Source organism: uncultured Eudoraea sp., assembly GCF_947258925.1.
Lineage (GTDB): Bacteria > Bacteroidota > Bacteroidia > Flavobacteriales > Flavobacteriaceae > Eudoraea.
The window spans coordinates 88,416-108,916 of the sequence record NZ_CAMYKG010000005.1 but is presented as its reverse complement, the minus strand read 5'-3'; the positions used below and the strand labels follow the sequence as shown (position 1 = coordinate 108,916).

Sequence of the window (20,501 nt, the reverse complement as noted above, 5' to 3'; positions counted from 1 at the left end):
TAGTTATATTTAATTAGTAGTTAAGTTTAGTTAACAACTGATCTATATCATATATTATATCATTGAATTTAGTGAACTTTGGAACTTTCTTATTAACAATAGATAATCAACTTCAAAACATATGAAAAGTGTACTCAGCATTCTCACAATTTTAATCACCTTTGGTTCTGTTTTTTCACAGAGTGAAGATGATAAACATCCATTGCTCACAGATAGATTTTTAATAGGAGCCGGGGTTTATTTTCCTGCCAGAGATGTGAAGCTAGGTGTTGAAGGTAATATAAGTATTGATGAAATTGAAGATCTAGAAGACATAGATTTTGATGAAACCCTCGGTCTTAAGGAGGGTGAGAATACTTTTAATTTAAATTTTTTATGGAGATTTTCCAGGAATAAATTCTGGTCTGTACGCGGGGAGTATTTCAAAGTTGGGACTACAAGAAATGTAACATTGGATGAAGATATAGAATGGGAAGGTATAACATATCCAGTGGGTGGTTCAGCCGAAGTGTCTTTTGGGGTTGGCTTATACCGGGTATTCTTCGGAAGGGTAATAAGTACCGGTCAAAAACATGAGTTGGGCGGTGGGCTTGGTATTCATGGCCTTAATGTTAAAGCTTCCGTTGCAGGTGAAGGATTTATTGGGGATGTATCAGATGGATTTAGTAAAAGTGAAGTATCTGCCTTTCTTCCCTTGCCCAACATTGGCTTATGGTATATTTGGGCCCCTACCCACCGATGGGCATTTTCCGCCAACCTGGACTGGTTTGGGATAAAAATTGACAATCTATCCGGTGGTTTATGGAATGTTAGCCCTGGGGTCACTTTCCAGATTATCAGAAATCTTGCCGTGAATGCCAACTATCAGTTTTATAACTTTAATGCCCAAATTGACAACGATGATTTTAAAGGCAGTTTTGACCTAACCTTTAATGGTCCAACTATACGCGTTGTAGGTAATTTTTAATCTGAAGCAGATATAAGCTCCCTTATTAATTTGCTGATGCCTTATTATTATAAGTTTCTTTTGTGCCTACTGACGTAAGGTTCGTAGCTTTCTCCTGTTAATGCTTTACACCTTATTTTTTAATTGAAAAGGTAATATTGAACCTTGCATTTTAGATGATAAAAAGAATAAAAAAGCTTCTTTTTTTTGTAAATTCACGGCTTAATTTGTACAAAACACAATAAAATGAAAAGAAAAACAATTTTACTGGTTTTAGTTATGGTGATGATGATGAGTCCTGCATTTTCACAATCTTTTGATGATTACCTGGAGGTCGTAAGAGAGGTATTGAATACTGAAAAAAAAGCTGCCGTAGCAGAAACCATGGCATTAAGTGATTCAGAGAGTGGCGCATTTTGGTCACTTTACAATGAATACAATTCAAAATTGTACCAGGTTCATACAGATCGGGTGAATATCATTAAAGATTTCGCGGCTAGCTATGAGTCAATGACAGACGAAAAAGCCGATGCCTTGGTGAATCGCTCATTGGCCTATCAGACAAAGCTATTGAAACTTAACAAGTCGTATTATAAGAAGTTCAAAAAAATTCTACCTGCCTCAAAAGCTGCACTTTATTTTCAACTCGAAAGCAAGATAGATGATTTGGTAAATGCTTCATTGGCACTAGAGATACCTCTTGTGAATACTAATTAAGCCCAAACATTTAATAGTTCTTTTTGCTATAAGCGTTATCTTCTGATATACCGGTTATATTGTGATGTAGCTTATAGCAAACAGGACATTCAAGGTAAACTCTTTGATGGCCATAATCATTTTTTATAGCCATAGATATCTTTGAGCTTAATTATATCCCCCTCAATATTTTTAATTTCCAAATCGTAACGAATTGTTATAGCTGTTCCAAGCGGTGCATAATAGTAAATGACCCAGGCATCAGATTCCCTGGTGCCAATACATCCGTTGGAGCTGGCCTTCCCCAGTGTTTTGGGATTGGTAGTGGGGTGTATCATCTGGCCGTTTCTTAACCCGTTAATTTCGGTCTCAATCCAGGGTATTTGGGGCATTAAAGTGGTTTTCTTATCGTCTCTTTTGGTGCGATAGAAGCGCTTTAAGTCTACAGGGTCATAGAATCTTGGATTTCTTTCCAGTCGGATAATTTTTCCACTTCCTGATAATGTCCTTAAATCGGTGATTTTGTCGGCCATAGCCAGATATTTTTTTGTGTTTTTTCCTACCCTTATCGGAAAAGTAAATAGTAAAGCCGTATCGCGGTAAATACGGAGTTTAAATTCGGGGATATTGACATCAAGATGTGTTTTTTTGAAGGAATCCAATAGATGACCTGCGGATACGGAATCGGGGATCATAATAGAATCGGTAGATTTAAGAACTATCATTTTCCGCTGATCATAAACGAACGAATCACGTGCCATCATCAGATAGTAATCTGTGTGGGCAAGAGTGTCCAGTATCCATGGATTAGCATGGACGAATAGGTGTTCAGATAAGGGATATGGGACCAAAGAGTCATGGGCGATTACTAAAGAATCCATATAATCAAAATAACGGCCTATCGTTATATCCTTCCTAATTTGGATCCAATTCCAGGGCCTAATCTTATTCCCGGAATCTTCCTCAAGTCCAATCGGGTTCATTTTAATTTCACTTGTAGGCTTCATTACGACCATGAGCGTAAGTATGCCGGCAAATACACTGCCAATAAACATCATAAGAAAGGATATGGGCTTCAGGGTCATAGCTTATTTTACTTTTTTAATTAAATGGGCCAGGAAATTAGCTGAAACAAGATAAAATTAGTGGTCAAAAGGCAATTTGGCAATGAGCACGATCAGGTGAAGCACATGACTTATATCATTTAAATTAATGTGTAATGGGGCTAACTTTGAGATAGCAGGTCCACAAGATAAAAAACCTATGGGTTCCGTAAAACCAATATCAGTTGGTATAAAAAGTTTCTTTATAGAGATAGGGGAGCTGGCCTATTTTGCCGGTCGTTTTTTTAAAGAATCGCTCAGGCCTCCTTTTGAATTTAAGGAGTTGCTTAGACAATGCTATCATATGGGTAACCGTTCCCTTGTCCTGGTTTTGGTAACCGGGTTCATAATTGGGTTGGTGCTTACATTACAATCCAGGCCTACACTTATTGAGTTTGGTGCAGAATCCTGGATGCCCAATATGGTTGGTATTTCCATTGTGCGTGAACTAGGGCCGGTTATTACGGCATTGGTTTGTGCAGGTAGAATTGCCTCGGGGATCGGGGCTGAATTGGGATCTATGCGGGTTACAGAACAAATAGATGCTATGGAGGTGTCTGGGACAAATCCGTTTAAATATTTGGTCGTGACAAGAATTTTGGCAACTACCCTCATGCTGCCATTGTTGGTGATCATGGGTGATGCCATAGCATTATACGGTTCTGCGCTGGTTGAAAATTTTAAAGGCAACGTTTCTTTCCAGCTTTATTTTAATCGTGTTTTTGATGCTTTGGATTATCGGGATTTGGTTCCGGCAACTATAAAGTCTTTCTTTTTTGGATTCGCAATTGGCCTGGTGGGTTGTTTTAAGGGCTATTACAGCAAAAAGGGAACCGCTGGGGTAGGATTAGCAGCCAATACCGCGGTGGTATTTACGTCCATGCTATTGTTCGTTATTGACTTTATAGCGGTTTTGATATCTGATATATTTTACGACTTGTGATGTTAGAAAAAAAAGAAATATCGAATACTATGGTTACTGACGAAAGTGAGGTGATCATTCATATCAAAGATCTTTATAAGCGTTTTGGTAATAATAATGTTCTCAATGGCTTTAATATGAAGTTGTACAAAGGGGAAAATTTAGTGGTTATGGGTAAATCCGGTTCAGGAAAATCTGTAATGATCAAATGCCTTGTGGGATTGATGAAGCCGGACAGTGGTTACATATCCGTAATGGGAAATGAGATTAAATTATTGGACAGGCCTACCCTCGATATTCTGCGTTCGGAAATTGGATTTTTGTTTCAGGGAAGCGCTCTTTATGACTCAATGACCGTAAGGGAAAATTTGGAATTCCCGATGCGAAGACACAAAGAGAAACTTGGTGATATCTCAGATACAACTCCGCTGGTACTTGAAGCTTTGGAAAGCGTTGGTCTTGCAGACGCCATAGATCTGATGCCGGAAGAACTATCAGGGGGTATGAAAAGACGTGTGGCTTTAGCCCGCACACTGATACTTAGACCTAAAATTATTTTGTATGATGAGCCAACCAGTGGATTGGACCCAATTACAGCGAAGGAAATTATTGAATTAATGCGTAGTATTCAGGAAAAGTATGGTACATCTTCCTTAATTATTACCCATGATGTGGATTGTGCTCGTGTAATTTCAGAACGTATGATTCTACTTGTAGATGGTATTAACTATGCAGAAGGTTCTTATGATGACCTTGTTAAATCTAAAGATCCAAAGGTAGAAGCCTTTTTTAAAAAATAAAGATATGGACAAAACAAGCTTGGAAAAACTGAGATTGGGCATTTTTGTGATCGTTGGCACAACATTACTGGTAGTTGCGGCCTATTTAATAGGAAACAGGCAAAATATGTTTGGTAATACTTTTACGATCCACGCCGTTTTTAAAAATGTAAATGGACTGGAGAAAGGGAATAATGTTCGTTATTCAGGGATTGGTGTTGGCACGGTAAAAGATATAGTAATGGAAAATGATTCTACGATAAATGTGGTAATGAGCATTCAGGAAAATATGATAAAACATATTAAAAATAACGCTATAGCTACAATAGGCTCCGATGGTTTAGTTGGCAGTATGATTGTAAATATTGTTCCGGGTGGCGGATCGGGATCAGGGATAAAGTCCGGAGATCAAATTGTTTCTTATAGCCGTATTGGGGCTGAAGATATGATGAGTACCTTGAATGTAACTTCTGAAAATGCAGCACTTCTAACTGCCGATTTACTGAAGGTTACGGCAGCACTTACTAAAGGAGAGGGTACTTTGGGTCGCCTGCTTAACGATACCGCAATGGCAAAAAATCTTGAACAAACCATCTTGAATCTGAAACTCACAAGCGCCAAAGCAAATAATACGATAGAAGAGGTGAACAGATTTGTAAATGCGGCTAATAGTGAGAATTCAGTAGTCGGGGTGTTATTGCGCGATTCCCTGGCCGGGCTTGAAATAAAACAAATTATTCATAATCTTGAATCCGCCAGTTATAGGATGGAGAATTTGACTGTTAATTTGGATAGTGTAGTAAGCGGTATTTCTGAGGGGGAAGGAGCCTTAAATTATTTAGCCAAAGACACCATTTTAGTACAACGACTGGAAGCGACCATGAAAAGTATAGAAGAAGGTACGGCGAGGTTTAATGAGAATATGGAAGCCTTTAAGCATAACTTTTTAACCCGGGGTTATTACAAAAAAATGGCCAAAGAGGAACAAAAAAAAGCAAAAAAGGAGCAGAAAAAGGATTGAACTTAATTAATGCTCATTCTCATACATAAGGTTGTCGTATTATAGTTTTCCATTTTTCAGGTGCAGCCCTTCTAATATCTGAAAGGTAAATTTCGTGATGCTTTCCAGAAAGCTTGTACCCATTATCAATGATGAAGTCATGAACTCTTTTGATGGTAGGGCCTTCTTCCGAAAATGGCCCTATGTGTAAAGTTTGTGCAACATTTCCCTCAGAAAAAGAGTCAAAACGAATTTTAGATAATGCTATGGGATTCTTCTTTTTTCTAACCGCTTCTGTAGCCATAGTAACCAATTTATTGGTAACCACTTCTGGTTGCATGATCATAGCGGTCCATTTCCAATATTCCTTTTTATTTATATCAAATTTAGACATATCGTCAACCCACCAAAGCCCTTCCAGTGGCATAACCCCATAATCAATCTGTTGATCTCCTTTTTTGATCATAAATTTCAGGGTATAGGACAGCGCATAAAGTGCTTCTATAGCTTCTTTATAGGCCACAGAGGTATTTGGATCACCAATGCCATCTATCATCAAAAAATTCATTTCAGGAACATCTCTTAATTCAATTTTCAGACGTGATGGTTTGTAAAGGTGTTTTAATTCTTTTTTGTAATCAATCTTATCCATTTTAAGGCACTTTCGTTACTTTTTCTAATGGTTTTAATACGACGAATCAGGCGAGTAAATTTCAAAATTTGGTCAACTCAGGCTTGAGGACCATTTTCTTCTATATTTAGGCGCCTTTTGTCTTTTAAGGCCCAGTAAATACCTTTTACGCCGGCAACCCATTGGTCATATAAATGAATGAGTGTTATTTCTTCTATGGTTTCTAAAACACCGATAATGATCATGGTGTAGAATAACCAGTAAACAGGACCAAAAAATAATAACCAGAGTATAAATACCGCTTGAATAACCGCGGATATTTTGGCCAGATACGTGTGAAAAGCTGTGGCTTTGCCGTATTTTCTATATGCAATTATCATTTGCACAATGTAGGGTATAAAGGCAATTAAAATCAGAATGTAATTCTCCTTCATAAAAGCAGGTTCAAATCTTATCAAACCCAATAAACCAACTACCAGGGTAACCTGGTCGCCGTAAGAGTCCAATTGAGAACCACGCGCACTGGTAATCTTAAGCTTTCTTGCCAAAAACCCGTCTATTGCGTCTGTAGAATAGCTAACAACCAGGAACCAGCTAAATAATTCTCGTTCATTAAGCCATATTAAAGTAAGTAAAAGGGGTACAGCAGCAATGCGATAGAATGAAAACCAATCTGCTATATTAAATTCTTTAAATTTCGGCATTACCTGGTATTTAAATTTTCTAATGAGAACTTATTGTGCATATCTAAAAATTTAAATTAAGCACATATTAATCATATCCGAATGATATCCGTTGGAGTTTCAACTAAGATGGTAATATTTCCCCGGAGCGCAATCGGTTGTTTCATAATTTCGGGATTGTGTCGTATCATTTTGATCCAATCATCCGAAGAGAATTCATGCGGTTCAAATTTAGAAGTATAAGCCGGATGATTTTGGTTAACCAAATCTTTTACTTCCAGATCTAATCTTGCTGCCAATTCCGCTATTTGTGTCCCGGTAAGAGGAGTTTTTAATATATCTATTTCTTGAACGGGCCAACCTTCAGATTTCGCATAGGCCAAAGTTTGCTTGGCCCTTTTTGATTTAGAACTGAAAAACAGGGTGATTTGTCTATCTGATGTTGCTATTTCACCCATAATATTGGTTTTTTTTTATTGCGTATAAGATAAAATTAGCCCATTTCACCCTTTGTTAAAATGACAATTGTCATATACCGGTTTTCTTAAGTGATATGACTTAGGTCATTTTTAGTTGTTTTTCTTTTTGATAGTTTCATCCTTAGGTTTCAACTTACTTAAAATATATCCTATGAAAACCATACTATATGCCACGGATTATTCAACGAATTCAATTTCAGCAATAAAATTAGCCGATGTATTTAGAAATAAACTTGATGCCCAACTTCATATTATTCATGTATTTGATATTTCAGCTACTTTCATCAGCACGGTAAGTTTGGCTTATGCCAAACTTGAAGAAGCAGCATTCAAGGATAATCGGGAGAAACTGGAGTTGTTTTGCAGGGAGCATTTGGAAAAATTCGATGATGATGATACGAAACCAATGCTTCATGTGGTTGAGAATAGTATTGAGTCTGTTGGGATTATAGAAAAAGCGGAAGAAATAAATGCTGACCTTATCGTTGTTGGGATGAGAGGCAGGAATATTGTAAGGGACCTATTTATTGGTAGTACTGCAACCGCCTTGATAGAAAAATCGCCTGTACCGGTTTTGACTGTTCCGCAAAAACCAATTCCTTCCGGCATAAAAAATATTATCTACGCAACTGCGTTTGAAGAAGTTGATGTTCTTGCCATTGATAAAATTTCAGAGTTTGCAGCTACATTTGATGCTGAAATAAAATTAATTCATGTATCAACAAAAAATGAATATGCTGCGGAAGATCAAATGCTTTGGTTTAAAGAAATGCTCAAGGAAAAGGTTTCCAATAAAAACATCAGTTTTGAATTTCGATCATCCGAAGATGTTTTTAATACCCTGAAAGAGTTTCTATTGGAAGTAGATGTTGATATATTAGTTATGCTGGAAAGAGAAGGTAATAGCTTAATTCCTAATCTGTGGCATTTTGATTTGGTTAAACGAATGAAATTAGAGCACCTCGTTCCCTTGTTAAGTTTCCAAAAGAACAGTTTGCAATTATCAAAAAAAGTGAGTTCATCTATTGAATGATATGCTTACATCTGCATTTATGAGATTAATTGAGTCTTTAGCATAAGAAATTCGCTGACATTTGTTACATCGATAGCTCCAAGTATATTATTGTTATAATCCGTGACCGGAAAGAAGCGCTGTCGGGTTGCATTCACCTTAACAAAGAATTCATTTAATTCTTCCATTTCACTGATAGTACTAAAGTTGGTATTCATAACCGCTCCAACTTCAAGGGACCCATTTTTGGCATTATTTATAATCTCCTTGTGTTGCAGTATTCCCACTATTGTGCCATTTTCTGCAACCACAAAATCCTTTTCGGTACCGGCTAAAATGATTTTAAAAACATCTGCCAGGCTATTTTTAGGATTTAGGAGGGTAATATTGGTGAGTAAGGCTTCCTTTACCAGATGACCTTCAACCAGGGACTTTTGTTTTACCATTTGGTTTTCGCTGTAAGCACCAAGAAAAATGAAGAGTGCTATTAGAATTAAAAATGGATTAAAAAACAATCCCAGTATAAAAAAAACTACAGCCAATGCCTGCCCCAATCTCGCAGCTATTTCCGTGGCCTTGGCTCTATCCATTGTGAATGATAACAAAGCGCGAAATACCCTTCCTCCGTCCATTGGAAAGGCTGGAATTAAATTAAATACGACCAACATTATATTGGCAATAAAAAGATAAAATAAAAGTGTCTCTAAAGTTGGGGCGGATAATAACTGTACCAGGCTATCCGCATCCAGTCCAAAATAACTTTGCATAGGTACTATCAGATATAGCAGCATTGCAATGACCACATTTACCGCAGGCCCGGCCAAGGCAACGATTAATTCCTGGGCTGGTTTTTCAGGCATTTTTTCTAAAGATGCCACGCCACCAATAGGCAAAAGTGTAATTTTTCTGGTATTTATGTTAAATCTCCTTGCGGCCAGGGCATGTCCTAATTCATGAAGAATTACGCAAAAGAATAGCAACAAGATTAATACAATGTTCATAAAGGCTGTATTCGCAGTTCCGCCCCGTTGTATATCAAGAAATACTACCCATATTAAAATAAGTGTGAAGGTCCAATGGACCTCAATTCTTATTCCGGAGATTTTTCCGAGTTTCAATACGCCCTTCATCCTATTGTTTTTTATGAAAGTATCCAGATGTTGCAATCTTAACAATGACCAAGGTCATTACATTCTTAAAAATTGCATTGTAATTTAGAGGTAATACCCTTCAAATCATCTCTTATGAAGATTTTACAGCAAGATAAATATTTACTTTTGAATAACACAATTTCCATCTGGGATCAGGTTTTTACAATAGCTCCTTTGGTTTTAATAGGGACAAAGGAAAAGGATGGTTATGATCTGGCACCTAAACATATGGCAATGCCCCTGGGCTTTGGAAATTATTTTGGATTTGTTTGTACACCAAGGCATAATACATTTAGTAATGTTTTGGCCTCGGGGGGATTTACAGTAAGCTTTCCAATACCGGATCAAATAATCACCACTTCCTTAAGCGCCAGTCCCCGAATGGAATGTATTTCCAAATCAAATGGGATTGTTAAAGCCTTACCCATATCAAAAGCCCCCACAATGGATGCGCCAATATTAAGCGATGCTTATTTTTATTTGGAATGTGGGTTACATAAAATTATTGATGGCTTTGATGAATATAGTATTATTACGGGCAAAATTAGTGCTGCCTATGCACATAGAGATTATGTCAAAGTTTCTGAAATGGACGAACAGGGACAAATTCTAAAAAATCCCCTGCTGGCGTATATTTCCCCCGGCAGGTTTGCTAAGATTACGGAAACTTTCGACTTCCCTTTTCCAAAAAATTTTAAGCGATGAAAAACCCGGAAAAAATAGCTGCCCATACCCAAGAGTATTTAATGACCCATGAAGAGCAAATGATACTCTTTTTAAAAGAATTGGTGGGCATGGAAACCCCTTCAGATATGATTACTTCTCAACATCATATCCTTAAATATTTAAAGAACAGATTTGAAGCTATGGGGTACCTGGCCATCCATGTTTCCGGTAAAAAAACAGGGGGGTACCTGTATGCAAGGCCTAAAAACAGAAATAAGAAATTACCCTTACAACTTCTTATAGGTCATTGCGATACGGTTTGGCCCCTCGGGACAATAGATAATATGCCGCTTATCTATAGCAACGGAACCATAAAAGGTCCTGGTATATATGATATGAAAGCCGGCCTTACTCAGATAGTTTTTGCATTAATGGCAATCAAAGATCTGAATATAACTCAAAAAGTGGAACCGATAGTGTTTATTAATTCTGATGAAGAGATTGGTAGCAGAGAATCTACCCATGCACTAAAGAGATTAGCTAAATTGGCAGATCGTGCTTATGTTTTGGAACCCCCCCTGGGATTGAATGGAAAATTAAAAACGGCAAGAAAAGGCTTAGGAAGATTTACAATAACGGTCCGAGGGAGAGCAGCGCATGCCGGATTGGATCCGGGAAAAGGGGTAAATGCTATTGTTGAACTCTCCCAACAAGTCCAGCAGCTATACGCTATGAATGATCTTGAAAAAGGTATTACGGTAAATATAGGCACTATTGAAGGGGGCATCTCGCCCAATGTGATCGCACCATTGAGTAAAGCCGTAATCGATGTTAGAGTAACTAAAGAAGCGGACGGAGAATTAATAACAAAAAAAATAAAAGCCTTAAAGCCCTTCCACCAGGATGTTGAATTAGAAATTGAAGGAGGTATTGGCAGACCACCTATGGAAAAAACACCACGCAATAGGCTTTTATGGAAAATGGCAAAAGAACAAGGACATGAATTAGGGCTGGAACTGGAAGAAGCATCTGCTGGTGGAGGTTCAGATGCAAATACGACCAGTCTATATACTGCAACACTAGACGGTCTTGGAACTCCGGGAGATGGCGCACATGCAACTCATGAGTATATATTACAAAATAAGTTGATTGAAAGAACAGCCCTACTAACGCTCTTATTATTAGTAGAACCTTTAAATAAAAAAACATGAACCATCAATTCATTTATACATCCCTGACTAGAATTTCAAATTTGGCTGAAATCGAATTCGATGTGGTTAAACTAGATAGGGATCAATGGGAAACAGGGGATTATATTGTAACCAGGATTCTGGACCCGGGAAGTAACACCTTAAATTTAGAACTTCCCACCGGTAGAATGAGGGGTGTAATAGGAGGAGAATCCATTGTCGGTGCTCTCGGGGAACGATTTGCAACTCTCGAGGCAACAGGAACATGGCGTGAAGTAAAAGCAGACCTGAGGATGCATGTTTTAACCGGAGGAGGGCTGATGGGAAAATTAACCTCAAAATCTATTTTTTTACCTAATATGATGGAAGTAGCCTATACCGGACATGCCTCCAGAAATGGTAGAAAACTTACGATGGATGATTTTGTGGAAACGGTTGAACCTGTCCCCTTTAATACGCCCGTTATACTCTTTGTAGGGACTTCTATGTCTGCAGGAAAAACAACATCTGCCAGAATAGTTGCCAATCATTTTAAAGTTGCCGGATATAAAGTAGTTGGTGCTAAGCTGACCGGTGCCGGACGTTATAAAGACATTCTGGCCATAAAAGATGTAGGAGCTAATGAGGTTATGGATTTTGTGGATGTTGGATTGCCTTCTTCAATTTGTCCTCCGGAAATTTATAAAACCAAGTTAGATCAGCTTTTAAGCAGGATAGAGCATCAAAAAGCTGATGTAGCCATTGTTGAGATTGGGGCATCTCCATTGGAACCCTATAATGGAGATCTGGCAATTAACGCGCTGAGGGATAATATTAAATGTACAATTCTTAGTGCTTCAGATCCGTATGCCGTTTACGGTTTAATGGCAGCATTCGAAATTGCTCCGGACATCGTAACAGGGATTGCATCCAATACCCTTGCCGGTGTTCAGATGGTTAAAAGACTATGCAATGCCAAAGCGCTGAATTTAATTGATTCTTCCACTACTGAGGAGTTAAAAGAATTATTATCTGTAAAAACCGGTTTTGATTTATCCCAAAATACTCCGGCACTTAGAAATTAAGTTATTTACTGACAAATATCATTCTGTATTAATCTCATGGGTTCTATCTTGGGAAAAGTTATTATAAATATGCTGCGCAATGAAAACTTTAAAAAAGAATATTTGTGAAAGTTGTGGAATGCTCATGAAGAGTATGACTGATTTTGGAACAGATAGCGATGGAAGTATAAATACGGATTTTTGTCATTTTTGTCTTGATGAAGGGGAGTTCACAGATAAGGGAATAAGCTTTGAAGAAAAAATTGCAAGGAATATTGACATGGCCGTAAAGTTTGGGATGTCTAAAGTTAAAGCGTCTAATTTAGTGAAGAACACACTTCCAAAGCTTAGACGTATGAGGAAATCAACCAAAAGCAAAAAGGTAAAAAATAACGCTGAGTAGTAATCAATGGGAACAGTTTCATTAAAAGAGCAGCAAAGAAATCGCTTCACATTTCTCCAAATTATGGAAGGGATAGAGGGTATACTCATTATCGTTATATCGTATTTAACCTTATTTTTAAAACCATTACGAGACCGATGGGGTTTGAGCCGGAAGGAAGCCGGTTTATCTTTTCCCGGAGATCATTTTGTACCACATCCTCGCTCAGAATTCGTCCATGCGATAGAGATTAATGCACCTGCACGATATGTCTGGCCATGGATTGCCCAAATAGGGCAGGGCAGAGGTGGCTTCTATAGTTACGAAGCATTAGAAAATATAACGGGTTTGCAAATCTATAATTCCGATAAAGTTTTGCCGGAATTTCAACAACCCGAATTAGGGGATTTAATTCCTTTTGGTCCCAAAGATGCCTGTCCTATCGTACTTCTTGAGAATGGCAAGGCAATGGCTATTGAAAATTGGTACGATTTAAATAAGAATTCAGTTTACAATCAGGCCTTGGAATCCCCAATCAATTATTTGCACCTTAGTTGGTTGTGGATGGTTGAACCTTTAGGCGAGCATCGATCGCGATTTGTCTCAAGAAATCGATTAGATTTCAGACCTTCTATTAAAAATCGTATGATATTTGGACTCCTGGGAGAACCTGTTGTATTCGCAATGGACAGGAAAATGTGCTATGGGATAAAAAGAAGAGCGGAAAATTTATTTAGGACAGCGCTACAATAAGTATTCCTTCCAGTTAGCTGTTTATGACTTCGGAATATGATAGGTAAATGAAAATAGATATACTTCCCGTAGTTCCCAAACCCTATGTCTTGTTCATACCACTTGTTGGAATGGTTTTGTTTGTTGTATTGTATATTCTGGCGGCTTTGAATTACCCCGGGGGTTCATGGATAGTATTGGATCAGGAGGGATTCAACTTTTGGAATAATTACCTCTGTGATTTATTGGATCGAAATGCAATAAATGGTGAATTAAATCCGGCTCGTTTTTTTGCCAGAACTTCATTGGGAGTGCTTTGTATAAGCCTTGTTTTATTATGGTATTATTTACCTGCATTGTTTGCCAATAAAAGCGTTAATCTCTTTATTATGTGGTTGGCGGGTTTAATGGCTTTAATCATTACTATGTCTCTGACATCAGGCACTCATGATATTACCGTTCGTGTCGCCGGATTTTTGGGAGCCATTGGCTTTATAAGTTGTTTTATTGAACTGTTTAAAGCAAAGTATTACAAGCTGTTGTTTTTTGGAGTTTTATGTTTGTTGATCTTTTTAACGAATTACTATATTTATGAAACCGGAACTTTTTTGAGGAGCCTCCCTGTTATCCAGAAAATCACCTTTGTCTGCTTTATTACCTGGTTTGTTTTTATGGACCTTACCCTTTATAAAAAATTAAAAAACGAAGGAAGTAGTATTGATGTTGATCCTTGAATGGGCTATCTATATATGGTTTTCTAATGATTTTGAAACTTCAATTTTACTTTACTTTTTTGAAACCTAAATGTTTTGATTCAGCATAGATATTTCGTAACTTTAAGAGGATGGTGATTTAACCTGAACATTGGTTTAAGCTACTTTTCATTTTAAAACAACAGTCAATATTAGATTAAGAAAATATAGCAGAACGTAAATCTTCAGATTTATGTTGAAAGAATAATACTAACTTAAAATTTCCGATATGAACCCACTATCTGTCTTTGCCATTGTAATTATACTTTTTTTGTTTGCCGGAATAAGAATTGTATTTGAGTATAAAAGAGCGTTAAAATTCCGTTTCGGAAAGTATATAAAAACTCTTAATCCGGGATTCAGATGGATAATACCTATAGTAGACACCATCCAAATTGTTGATATCAGGGTAATCACCATTAATATCGTTTCTCAGGAGGTAATGACAGAAGATAATGTACCCTGCAGTATTGACGGAGTGGTGTTTTTTAAGATCTACGATCCTGAAAAAGCAGTTTTGGAAGTTGAGGAATTTTCATTCGCTATTACACAGCTTTCCCAGGCTGCTTTAAGAGATGTTTGTGGAAAAGTGGAATTAGACACTATACTATCTAAACGTGAGGAAATGGGTAAGAATATTAAGAGCATTGTTGAACAGGAAACTCACGAATGGGGCATTGAGATTATAGATGTAAAAATTAAGGATATTCAGTTACCTGAAAATATGAGGCGAATGATGGCCAACCAGGCAGAGGCTGAAAGATCAAGAAGAGCGAGAATTATATTGGCACAGGCAGAGGAACAGGCTGCCGGAAAACTGCTGGAAGCAGGGTTGCAAATAGATAAATCGCCCTCTGCAATTAAGTTGAGGCTATATCAAACATTGTCTAATATTGCAGCTGAGAAAAATTCTACAATCATCTTCCCATTTCCTGAAGAGGTATTGCCGAAAAAGTCTAAAGGAAAATAAACCGGGTATAACTATCTGATAAAGAGAAATATACGGATTATGAATTTACATAATCACTTTTTGTTTTGGGAAACTGGCCAAGGGCTATTATTAGTACACCCGGGATAGTATAAGAGAAATGGAGATTATTAAAGGCAGTGCTAAAGTAAAGCTGCATCTTAATCCATAGTATTAGCAAGATCCCTATGTAAAAGGAAAAAGTGCAGGACCAATGAACTTGCTTATTTTTCCAATTCCATGTCTGTTCATCCCACTTTTTCAGGATGAAATTTTGGACAACATTCTGCTTTTGCTGCTTCCATTTCCAATAATTCTAAACATGGGTTGGACTTTGCAGATAAACAATCCAACTATTTAGTTTTCTTGCAATAATTCTTTCTTTAATATATTCCTGAATCTGGTTGCGCTTAAATAATGATCTTCAATTAGCCTCCCATCGTGTAATAAACTGAAAACCCCATATCCGGAAGGTGCCTGTTTAGCCTCTTTTGAATTGATTAATTTGGTTACTTGAAGGTCAATTCCATAGTCCAAGGCCGTATTTAATAAGTCGAATACCGATTTTTCATGCCATGGGCACTGGTCTGCATAGATCAGGTGCCAGCCCTGGTATTTTCCTTGATTTGCTGTCCAGTCTATTAGCTTTGGGTCTTTAGCTTTTGGCTCCCATTTTTTGGACATTAATTCAAACCTTCCCCTTTGATCTACTTGTTTAAAACCGTTATTTTCAAATATCCTTTTGTCCGATATCCAGGCGCCTTTGCTGGCCATTACACACATACCGTCCATTTTTTTCTTTTTGGCTTCGTTTTCAACTTGCCTGATAAGCAATGAACCATAACCTTTGTTTTTATTTTTATTGAGGGATATATACATACAATGAATAAACATGAAGTCTTTTCCCTCAACCGGACGCCAAGCATCGGATACCGGGATATACTCAATAAATCCAATCATTTTATGAGTATCGTCTTTTAAAATTTTCATCCGTAACCCAAGCTGGTATTGTTTTTTGAACCATTCCCGCTTAGCATGAAATCCTGGTTTTTTTATGTCCTTAATGCAAAAAAGTGTCTCTTCTTGTACATTTTCAGGGGTAACATCTATAATTATGGTAGAATTCATATCTCCCATGTTTCAATTGGCGTTGGTTATCGCCCAAAAATCTTCGGCCTCCTTTTCCATTTTTTCCAGTCTTGTGTAATAATCAGGAAATTCCTTTAAATGAGCCCATGCAATTTTTCCGGTAAGGTACTTGTCATCATTTGTGACATTGGTTTCCGGAAATCGTGTTCCATGTTCAAATTCAACATTAATTCCATCAGTAAATTCATCCAAACTTACTTCCTCCCAATTGATACCAAGAAATTCCCCAATCTCTCTGGCTTCTTGTTTTTTAATTTTTTTCATTTTCTTATAGTTTTCAAAATTCCTATTGTGAGTGAAGTGGGCATCTGGTTTTTTTAACCTGCCATTATTCCACCATCAATCACATAGGTATTTCCGTTTATGTATTTACTTTCATCTGAAGCAAGAAAGAGAGCCAGATTAGAAATTTCTGAGGCTTCGGCATACCTGCCATAGGGAACGATGGCTTCAAAACCTTTTTGAGCTTCTGTCGAATCATCCGGTGAAATTTCAGTTTCTATTCTTCGCATCATTTCTGTATTTACAGGACCGGGATGTATGGTGTTTACACGTATTTTTCGACTGGCAAATTCTAAGGCGGCCACTCTCATTATTCCAATAACACCATGTTTACTGGCCACATAGGCTCCCAGGTTGGGAAAACCTTTAAGTCCGGCAACCGAGGATGTAATCATTACAGAACCACCTTCGGTCATCTTTGGAATGACATATTTACATCCGTACCAAACTCCTTTAAGATTTACGGCTATTACCCTATCAAATATCTCGTCGGGATAGTCCTCTATGGAACTGGAAGTTCCTTCTATCCCCGCATTGTTGAAGAAGATATCTATTTTGCCAAAATGGGCTATAGTTTCCCCAGTATAGCGTTTTACATCATCCGGATTTGAAACATCGGCAACGCAATAGGCTAAATTTGAAGAATCTAATTCATTGACGGTGGCTTGCAATTCTTCTTTGTTAACGTCTACAAGCATTACGTTTGCTCCTTCCTTAAGAAACAATTCAGCAGTACTTTTGCCTATTCCTGCTGCTCCACCAGTAATGATTGCGACCTTTTCTTTTAATTTTGTCATGATAAGTATTTATAAATTAAGTTTCCGGATTTCCCATTTATTCGCTTCGGTTTTTACAGCCAATGCGTTAATCGATAAAAATTTAGCACGTAGTTCAGGTAATTCGTAGCGCCTTTTAGACATTGATATTCCATCTCTTTTATTAACTAGGAGCATTATATCACCATGAGTGTCTAAAAGAACTTCACTAAATTTATAATCATAGATATTCAACTGAAAATTGTTCTTACCGCGAAAGGTTTTTGTCACCAGGATACCAAGTGCATATCCTTCACTGAATTCGGTTAAATTCAAATATTCCGGTTCTATAATGACTTTACCTTCCTTATCTATAAAACCATAGGTAACAATCTCCTCTTCTTCCATAAGATTCTTTATCATACATCTGCCATTTTTGAATTGAGGATATCGTATACTGCTTACGTCATTTTCTGAGATATTTGCCATTTTATTCCATACAAGATCATCTCTAAAATCAATGACCAACTGACCATTTTTATCAATAAACCCCCATTGATCTCCTTTTCTTACTGAAGCTAACCCTTCACTATAAGGAGCTACTTCGTCGAGTCCTACAAGTTCTTGCGGGTAGATTAAAAAGGGGAGTAGGGTTAAGACTAAAAACGTGAATATTTTTTTCATAAGACTGTATATTAATTATGTTCATAAGGTTACATTATATCTACAATGTGATGGACAAAATGGTCTGCATTATCCCATGCACATAAAATATTGGTACGCATTACCAAAGAAGTTAATGGTTTTATAGTGCCTAAGTGCAATTATCTCAGAACATGATGTTCGAGTAAATCATATTTTTCAGGTCCTTTGGAAGGCCGTCTCTGATATCTTCCAGCTCACCCAGGGAAATATATTTTCTCAGATAGATAAAAGTTGTATCAATATATTGCTCTGCCACCTCATCGCTGTACTCAAAATCATTTATGGCTGCAGGACCGTCATGTTTTCTGACGAGATCTATGAAATCAGCCATATGTTTTATTTTCAACTTCTTCTTTTTTCTAAGTGTCCATCCGTTTACATATACCCCTTTTAGGAACATAGGAAGTTGTGCAAGAAACTGCAGGGATTCTTCGGTTGAAATAATATCCCTGAGGGCATGAAGTATTGAAGCTAATATTCTGCCAGCTTTTTCTCTATTGTCTCCAAGGTTCATTTCCTTGGCATATTCTTTAAGGAACGTATTCCCTTCTGTTGCATATTGATTAAAATTTAGTGCCATGATTATGAATTTATTAGTGAACACTAAAGATGAGAAGTAGTCTTGTCTTTACAAATGATCTTAGTCATCTCAGATTTATTTTAAGTCAAATTTAATATGGAATTCAAGGATATTTAGAGAATACATTTTCTACTGATTAATATCATAGTTAACATCTCTTTTTGTTAATAAATTTGAGATATAAAGATCATATTATGAACATACTTCTACCAACTGATTTTTCTAAAAATTCCTGGAATGCCATTACCTATGCCATGGAATTGTTTAAAAATGAAAAGTGTAAATTTTATTTTCTGCACACTTACACACCTTCATTTTATCGAATGGATTATATGCTAGGGGGCCCTATGTTTAGTGCTATTCCGGATGTAGATGTGGATATATCACTGGCGGGTTTAGAAAAAACACTTGGGGATGTTAAGAAAAAGTATCAGAACCCGAATCATAGCTATAGTCCCATTTCAGCCTTTAATACACTTACAGATGAGGTTAATGAGGTAACCCGGGAGAAGGATATCGATCTGATAGTTATGGGAACCCAGGGAGCAACCGGGGCTAAAGAGATTTTTCTTGGAACCAATACCGTTTATGTGCTTCGAAAAGCGATAGCCCCCGTTTTGGTAATTCCGGAAAATTATAGCTTTAAAAAAATTCAGAAGATTTTACTTCCATCCGATTATTTGACAGACTATAAAAAGGAAGAGTTGAATTCTGCTATTCAAATGGTTAAGATGAATAAAGCTAAACTTGTTGTTTTACACGTGAAGGAGGAGTATGAACTGACCGATAGTCAGCAGGAAAATAAGATGTCTCTAAATCGTCAATTAGAGGGTTTGCCTGTTACATTTACGGAATTAAAGGGAGGTTTAATGCCAAGTGCGGTGTTGGATTATGCCAATGAAAATGCTATCGATCTCCTGATGATGATGAATAGAAAACATTCCTTTGTGGAACGACTTCTATGGAAACAAAATGTGGATCAAATAGGGTTTCATATAAAACTACCATTTCTAGTTATAAGAGACACGGCTAAGATTACTAAATAGGATACATATGAAAAAAATATTGCTGCTTACAGATTTTTCCAATAATGCCTGGAATGCCATTTTTACAGCACTAAAAATGCATGAACATATACATTGTCACTTTTTCCTATTGAATACTTATGAACCAAGTTTTGCAAATATCCTCGGAGATAAGACCAAAAAAAGATTAGGGGTAATCTATGAGTCCCTTGAAAAAAATTCTGGCATTGAACTTGATAAAATAATGCAGTATTTGGCAAAGAATCATGCAAACAAAAACCATACTTTCGAAAAACGCTCCTTCTCCAGTGATTTCATAAATGCCGTAAAGGAAATCCGTATTGAAGAGGATATAGATTTAATTGTAATGGGTACCAAAGGCGCTACCGGAGCCAAAGAAATTTTTATGGGCAGCAATACGGTAAAACTTATTAAAACCATAAATACTTGCCCCATCCTGGCAGTTCCAAGCCAACACGACTTTAAAGATTTAAGCACAATTTTATTTCCGACAGCGTTTACAAAACCCTATTCAAAATATGAACTGAATCCGTTAACAGAATTGGCAAGTGTGTGGAAATCCAAAATACTCATATGCCATATAGCACAAGAATTTGTATTGAATGATGAACAAATTTCCAACAAGGAGATTTTGATTAAGAGAATGGGTAAAATAGCACACTCATTTCACAATGTAGAAATGCAAGCTAATATTGCTGATTCTATAGGCATGTTCGCAAAAGAATCAGATTCAGATGTCATTGTTTTAATTAATTATAAGCATACTTTTATAGAGAACCTGACCCACGAAGCCGTTATAAAAAAAGTGGGCTTTCATTCCAAAATTCCATTGCTGGTGTTACCCGAATAA

Annotated in this window: 25 protein-coding genes; 15 read left to right on the top strand and 10 right to left on the bottom strand. The window is 37.0% G+C overall.

All coding sequences use genetic code 11. The features are described from left to right. Window positions 1-121: 121 nt before the first annotated feature. Window positions 122-967, top strand: coding sequence for a hypothetical protein (locus Q0X77_RS03095; RefSeq protein WP_297792847.1), 846 nt, complete (start codon window positions 122-124; stop codon window positions 965-967). A 225-nt stretch (window positions 968-1,192) separates the two neighbouring features. Further along, on the top strand, window positions 1,193-1,663 hold the full coding sequence (locus Q0X77_RS03090) for a hypothetical protein (protein ID WP_297792846.1): 471 nt from the start codon (window positions 1,193-1,195) through the stop codon (window positions 1,661-1,663). A 116-nt stretch (window positions 1,664-1,779) separates the two neighbouring features. Here the strand turns inward: Q0X77_RS03090 and Q0X77_RS03085 are convergent, their stop codons facing one another. Continuing rightward, on the bottom strand, window positions 1,780-2,727 hold the full coding sequence (locus Q0X77_RS03085) for a L,D-transpeptidase (protein WP_297792843.1): 948 nt from the start codon (window positions 2,725-2,727) through the stop codon (window positions 1,780-1,782). Between the two features lie 178 nt (window positions 2,728-2,905). Here Q0X77_RS03085 and Q0X77_RS03080 point away from each other — a divergent pair, with 178 nt between their 5' ends. The 3 genes from Q0X77_RS03080 to Q0X77_RS03070 are packed head-to-tail and all read left to right on the top strand — an operon-like array spanning window position 2,906 to window position 5,467. Further along, window positions 2,906-3,688 carry an ABC transporter permease gene (locus Q0X77_RS03080; protein ID WP_297792840.1) on the top strand — a complete coding sequence of 261 codons (783 nt, stop codon included), beginning with the start codon at window positions 2,906-2,908 and terminating at the stop codon, window positions 3,686-3,688. Between the two features lie 29 nt (window positions 3,689-3,717). Then, window positions 3,718-4,467 carry an ATP-binding cassette domain-containing protein gene (locus Q0X77_RS03075; protein WP_297792838.1) on the top strand — a complete coding sequence of 250 codons (750 nt, stop codon included), beginning with the start codon at window positions 3,718-3,720 and terminating at the stop codon, window positions 4,465-4,467. Window positions 4,468-4,471: 4 nt separating this feature from the next. Further along, window positions 4,472-5,467 carry an MlaD family protein gene (locus Q0X77_RS03070; RefSeq protein ID WP_297792835.1) on the top strand — a complete coding sequence of 332 codons (996 nt, stop codon included), beginning with the start codon at window positions 4,472-4,474 and terminating at the stop codon, window positions 5,465-5,467. Window positions 5,468-5,486: 19 nt separating this feature from the next. Here the strand turns inward: Q0X77_RS03070 and Q0X77_RS03065 are convergent, their stop codons facing one another. The 3 genes from Q0X77_RS03065 to Q0X77_RS03055 all read right to left on the bottom strand — a co-directional run bounded on the left by Q0X77_RS03065 (window position 5,487) and on the right by Q0X77_RS03055 (window position 7,218). Then, window positions 5,487-6,098: a GyrI-like domain-containing protein gene (locus Q0X77_RS03065; RefSeq protein ID WP_297792831.1), complete on the bottom strand. Its 612-nt coding sequence runs from the start codon at window positions 6,096-6,098 to the stop codon at window positions 5,487-5,489. A gap of 77 nt (window positions 6,099-6,175) precedes the next feature. Further along, window positions 6,176-6,781: a CDP-alcohol phosphatidyltransferase family protein gene (locus Q0X77_RS03060; RefSeq protein WP_297792828.1), complete on the bottom strand. Its 606-nt coding sequence runs from the start codon at window positions 6,779-6,781 to the stop codon at window positions 6,176-6,178. Between the two features lie 71 nt (window positions 6,782-6,852). Beyond that, window positions 6,853-7,218 (bottom strand): hypothetical protein, encoded by a 366-nt coding sequence (locus Q0X77_RS03055; RefSeq protein ID WP_297792825.1) that lies wholly within the window; start codon window positions 7,216-7,218, stop codon window positions 6,853-6,855. 172 nt (window positions 7,219-7,390) lie between these two features. On the opposite strand from Q0X77_RS03055, the gene Q0X77_RS03050 reads away from it, so the two are divergent. Then, window positions 7,391-8,272, top strand: coding sequence for a universal stress protein (locus tag Q0X77_RS03050; RefSeq protein ID WP_297792823.1), 882 nt, complete (start codon window positions 7,391-7,393; stop codon window positions 8,270-8,272). A 17-nt stretch (window positions 8,273-8,289) separates the two neighbouring features. Here Q0X77_RS03050 and Q0X77_RS03045 read toward each other — a convergent pair whose 3' ends face one another. Next, the gene (locus Q0X77_RS03045) at window positions 8,290-9,381 is read right to left on the bottom strand and encodes a site-2 protease family protein (protein ID WP_297792821.1); all 1,092 of its coding nucleotides are present in this window, start codon (window positions 9,379-9,381) and stop codon (window positions 8,290-8,292) included. A 114-nt stretch (window positions 9,382-9,495) separates the two neighbouring features. Here Q0X77_RS03045 and Q0X77_RS03040 point away from each other — a divergent pair, with 114 nt between their 5' ends. From Q0X77_RS03040 to Q0X77_RS03010, 7 genes are all read left to right on the top strand, one after another. Then, the gene (locus tag Q0X77_RS03040; RefSeq protein ID WP_297792819.1) at window positions 9,496-10,107 is read left to right on the top strand and encodes a flavin reductase; all 612 of its coding nucleotides are present in this window, start codon (window positions 9,496-9,498) and stop codon (window positions 10,105-10,107) included. Next, a complete protein-coding gene (locus tag Q0X77_RS03035; RefSeq protein ID WP_297792816.1) occupies window positions 10,104-11,279 on the top strand; it encodes a M20 family metallopeptidase in 1,176 nt (391 codons plus the stop codon). Before Q0X77_RS03040 ends, Q0X77_RS03035 begins: the two co-directional genes overlap by 4 nt. After that, on the top strand, window positions 11,276-12,322 hold the full coding sequence (locus Q0X77_RS03030) for a hypothetical protein (RefSeq protein WP_297792814.1): 1,047 nt from the start codon (window positions 11,276-11,278) through the stop codon (window positions 12,320-12,322). Before Q0X77_RS03035 ends, Q0X77_RS03030 begins: the two co-directional genes overlap by 4 nt. 79 nt (window positions 12,323-12,401) lie before the next feature. Further along, window positions 12,402-12,704: a zinc ribbon domain-containing protein gene (locus Q0X77_RS03025; protein ID WP_297792811.1), complete on the top strand. Its 303-nt coding sequence runs from the start codon at window positions 12,402-12,404 to the stop codon at window positions 12,702-12,704. Window positions 12,705-12,710: 6 nt separating this feature from the next. Beyond that, complete coding sequence (locus Q0X77_RS03020) at window positions 12,711-13,436, top strand: hypothetical protein (protein WP_297792809.1); 726 nt, start codon at window positions 12,711-12,713, stop codon at window positions 13,434-13,436. Between the two features lie 47 nt (window positions 13,437-13,483). Beyond that, window positions 13,484-14,149, top strand: coding sequence for a hypothetical protein (locus tag Q0X77_RS03015; protein WP_297792807.1), 666 nt, complete (start codon window positions 13,484-13,486; stop codon window positions 14,147-14,149). Window positions 14,150-14,396: 247 nt separating this feature from the next. Then, the gene (locus Q0X77_RS03010) at window positions 14,397-15,137 is read left to right on the top strand and encodes a slipin family protein (protein ID WP_297792805.1); all 741 of its coding nucleotides are present in this window, start codon (window positions 14,397-14,399) and stop codon (window positions 15,135-15,137) included. Window positions 15,138-15,491: 354 nt separating this feature from the next. Here the strand turns inward: Q0X77_RS03010 and Q0X77_RS03005 are convergent, their stop codons facing one another. From Q0X77_RS03005 to Q0X77_RS02985, 5 genes are all read right to left on the bottom strand, one after another. Then, the gene (locus Q0X77_RS03005; protein ID WP_297792803.1) at window positions 15,492-16,262 is read right to left on the bottom strand and encodes a GNAT family N-acetyltransferase; all 771 of its coding nucleotides are present in this window, start codon (window positions 16,260-16,262) and stop codon (window positions 15,492-15,494) included. A 12-nt stretch (window positions 16,263-16,274) separates the two neighbouring features. Continuing rightward, window positions 16,275-16,547 (bottom strand): DUF5661 family protein, encoded by a 273-nt coding sequence (locus tag Q0X77_RS03000; protein WP_297792800.1) that lies wholly within the window; start codon window positions 16,545-16,547, stop codon window positions 16,275-16,277. A 53-nt stretch (window positions 16,548-16,600) separates the two neighbouring features. Further along, window positions 16,601-17,362, bottom strand: coding sequence for an SDR family NAD(P)-dependent oxidoreductase (locus Q0X77_RS02995; protein WP_297792797.1), 762 nt, complete (start codon window positions 17,360-17,362; stop codon window positions 16,601-16,603). A 9-nt stretch (window positions 17,363-17,371) separates the two neighbouring features. Then, the gene (locus tag Q0X77_RS02990) at window positions 17,372-18,004 is read right to left on the bottom strand and encodes a WG repeat-containing protein (protein WP_297792794.1); all 633 of its coding nucleotides are present in this window, start codon (window positions 18,002-18,004) and stop codon (window positions 17,372-17,374) included. 145 nt (window positions 18,005-18,149) lie between these two features. Continuing rightward, the gene (locus tag Q0X77_RS02985) at window positions 18,150-18,605 is read right to left on the bottom strand and encodes a DUF2267 domain-containing protein (protein ID WP_297792791.1); all 456 of its coding nucleotides are present in this window, start codon (window positions 18,603-18,605) and stop codon (window positions 18,150-18,152) included. Window positions 18,606-18,799: 194 nt separating this feature from the next. On the opposite strand from Q0X77_RS02985, the gene Q0X77_RS02980 reads away from it, so the two are divergent. Both Q0X77_RS02980 and Q0X77_RS02975 read left to right on the top strand, forming a co-directional pair. Further along, window positions 18,800-19,651, top strand: coding sequence for a universal stress protein (locus tag Q0X77_RS02980; protein ID WP_297792788.1), 852 nt, complete (start codon window positions 18,800-18,802; stop codon window positions 19,649-19,651). A 7-nt stretch (window positions 19,652-19,658) separates the two neighbouring features. Then, window positions 19,659-20,501 carry a universal stress protein gene (locus tag Q0X77_RS02975; RefSeq protein ID WP_297792785.1) on the top strand — a complete coding sequence of 281 codons (843 nt, stop codon included), beginning with the start codon at window positions 19,659-19,661 and terminating at the stop codon, window positions 20,499-20,501.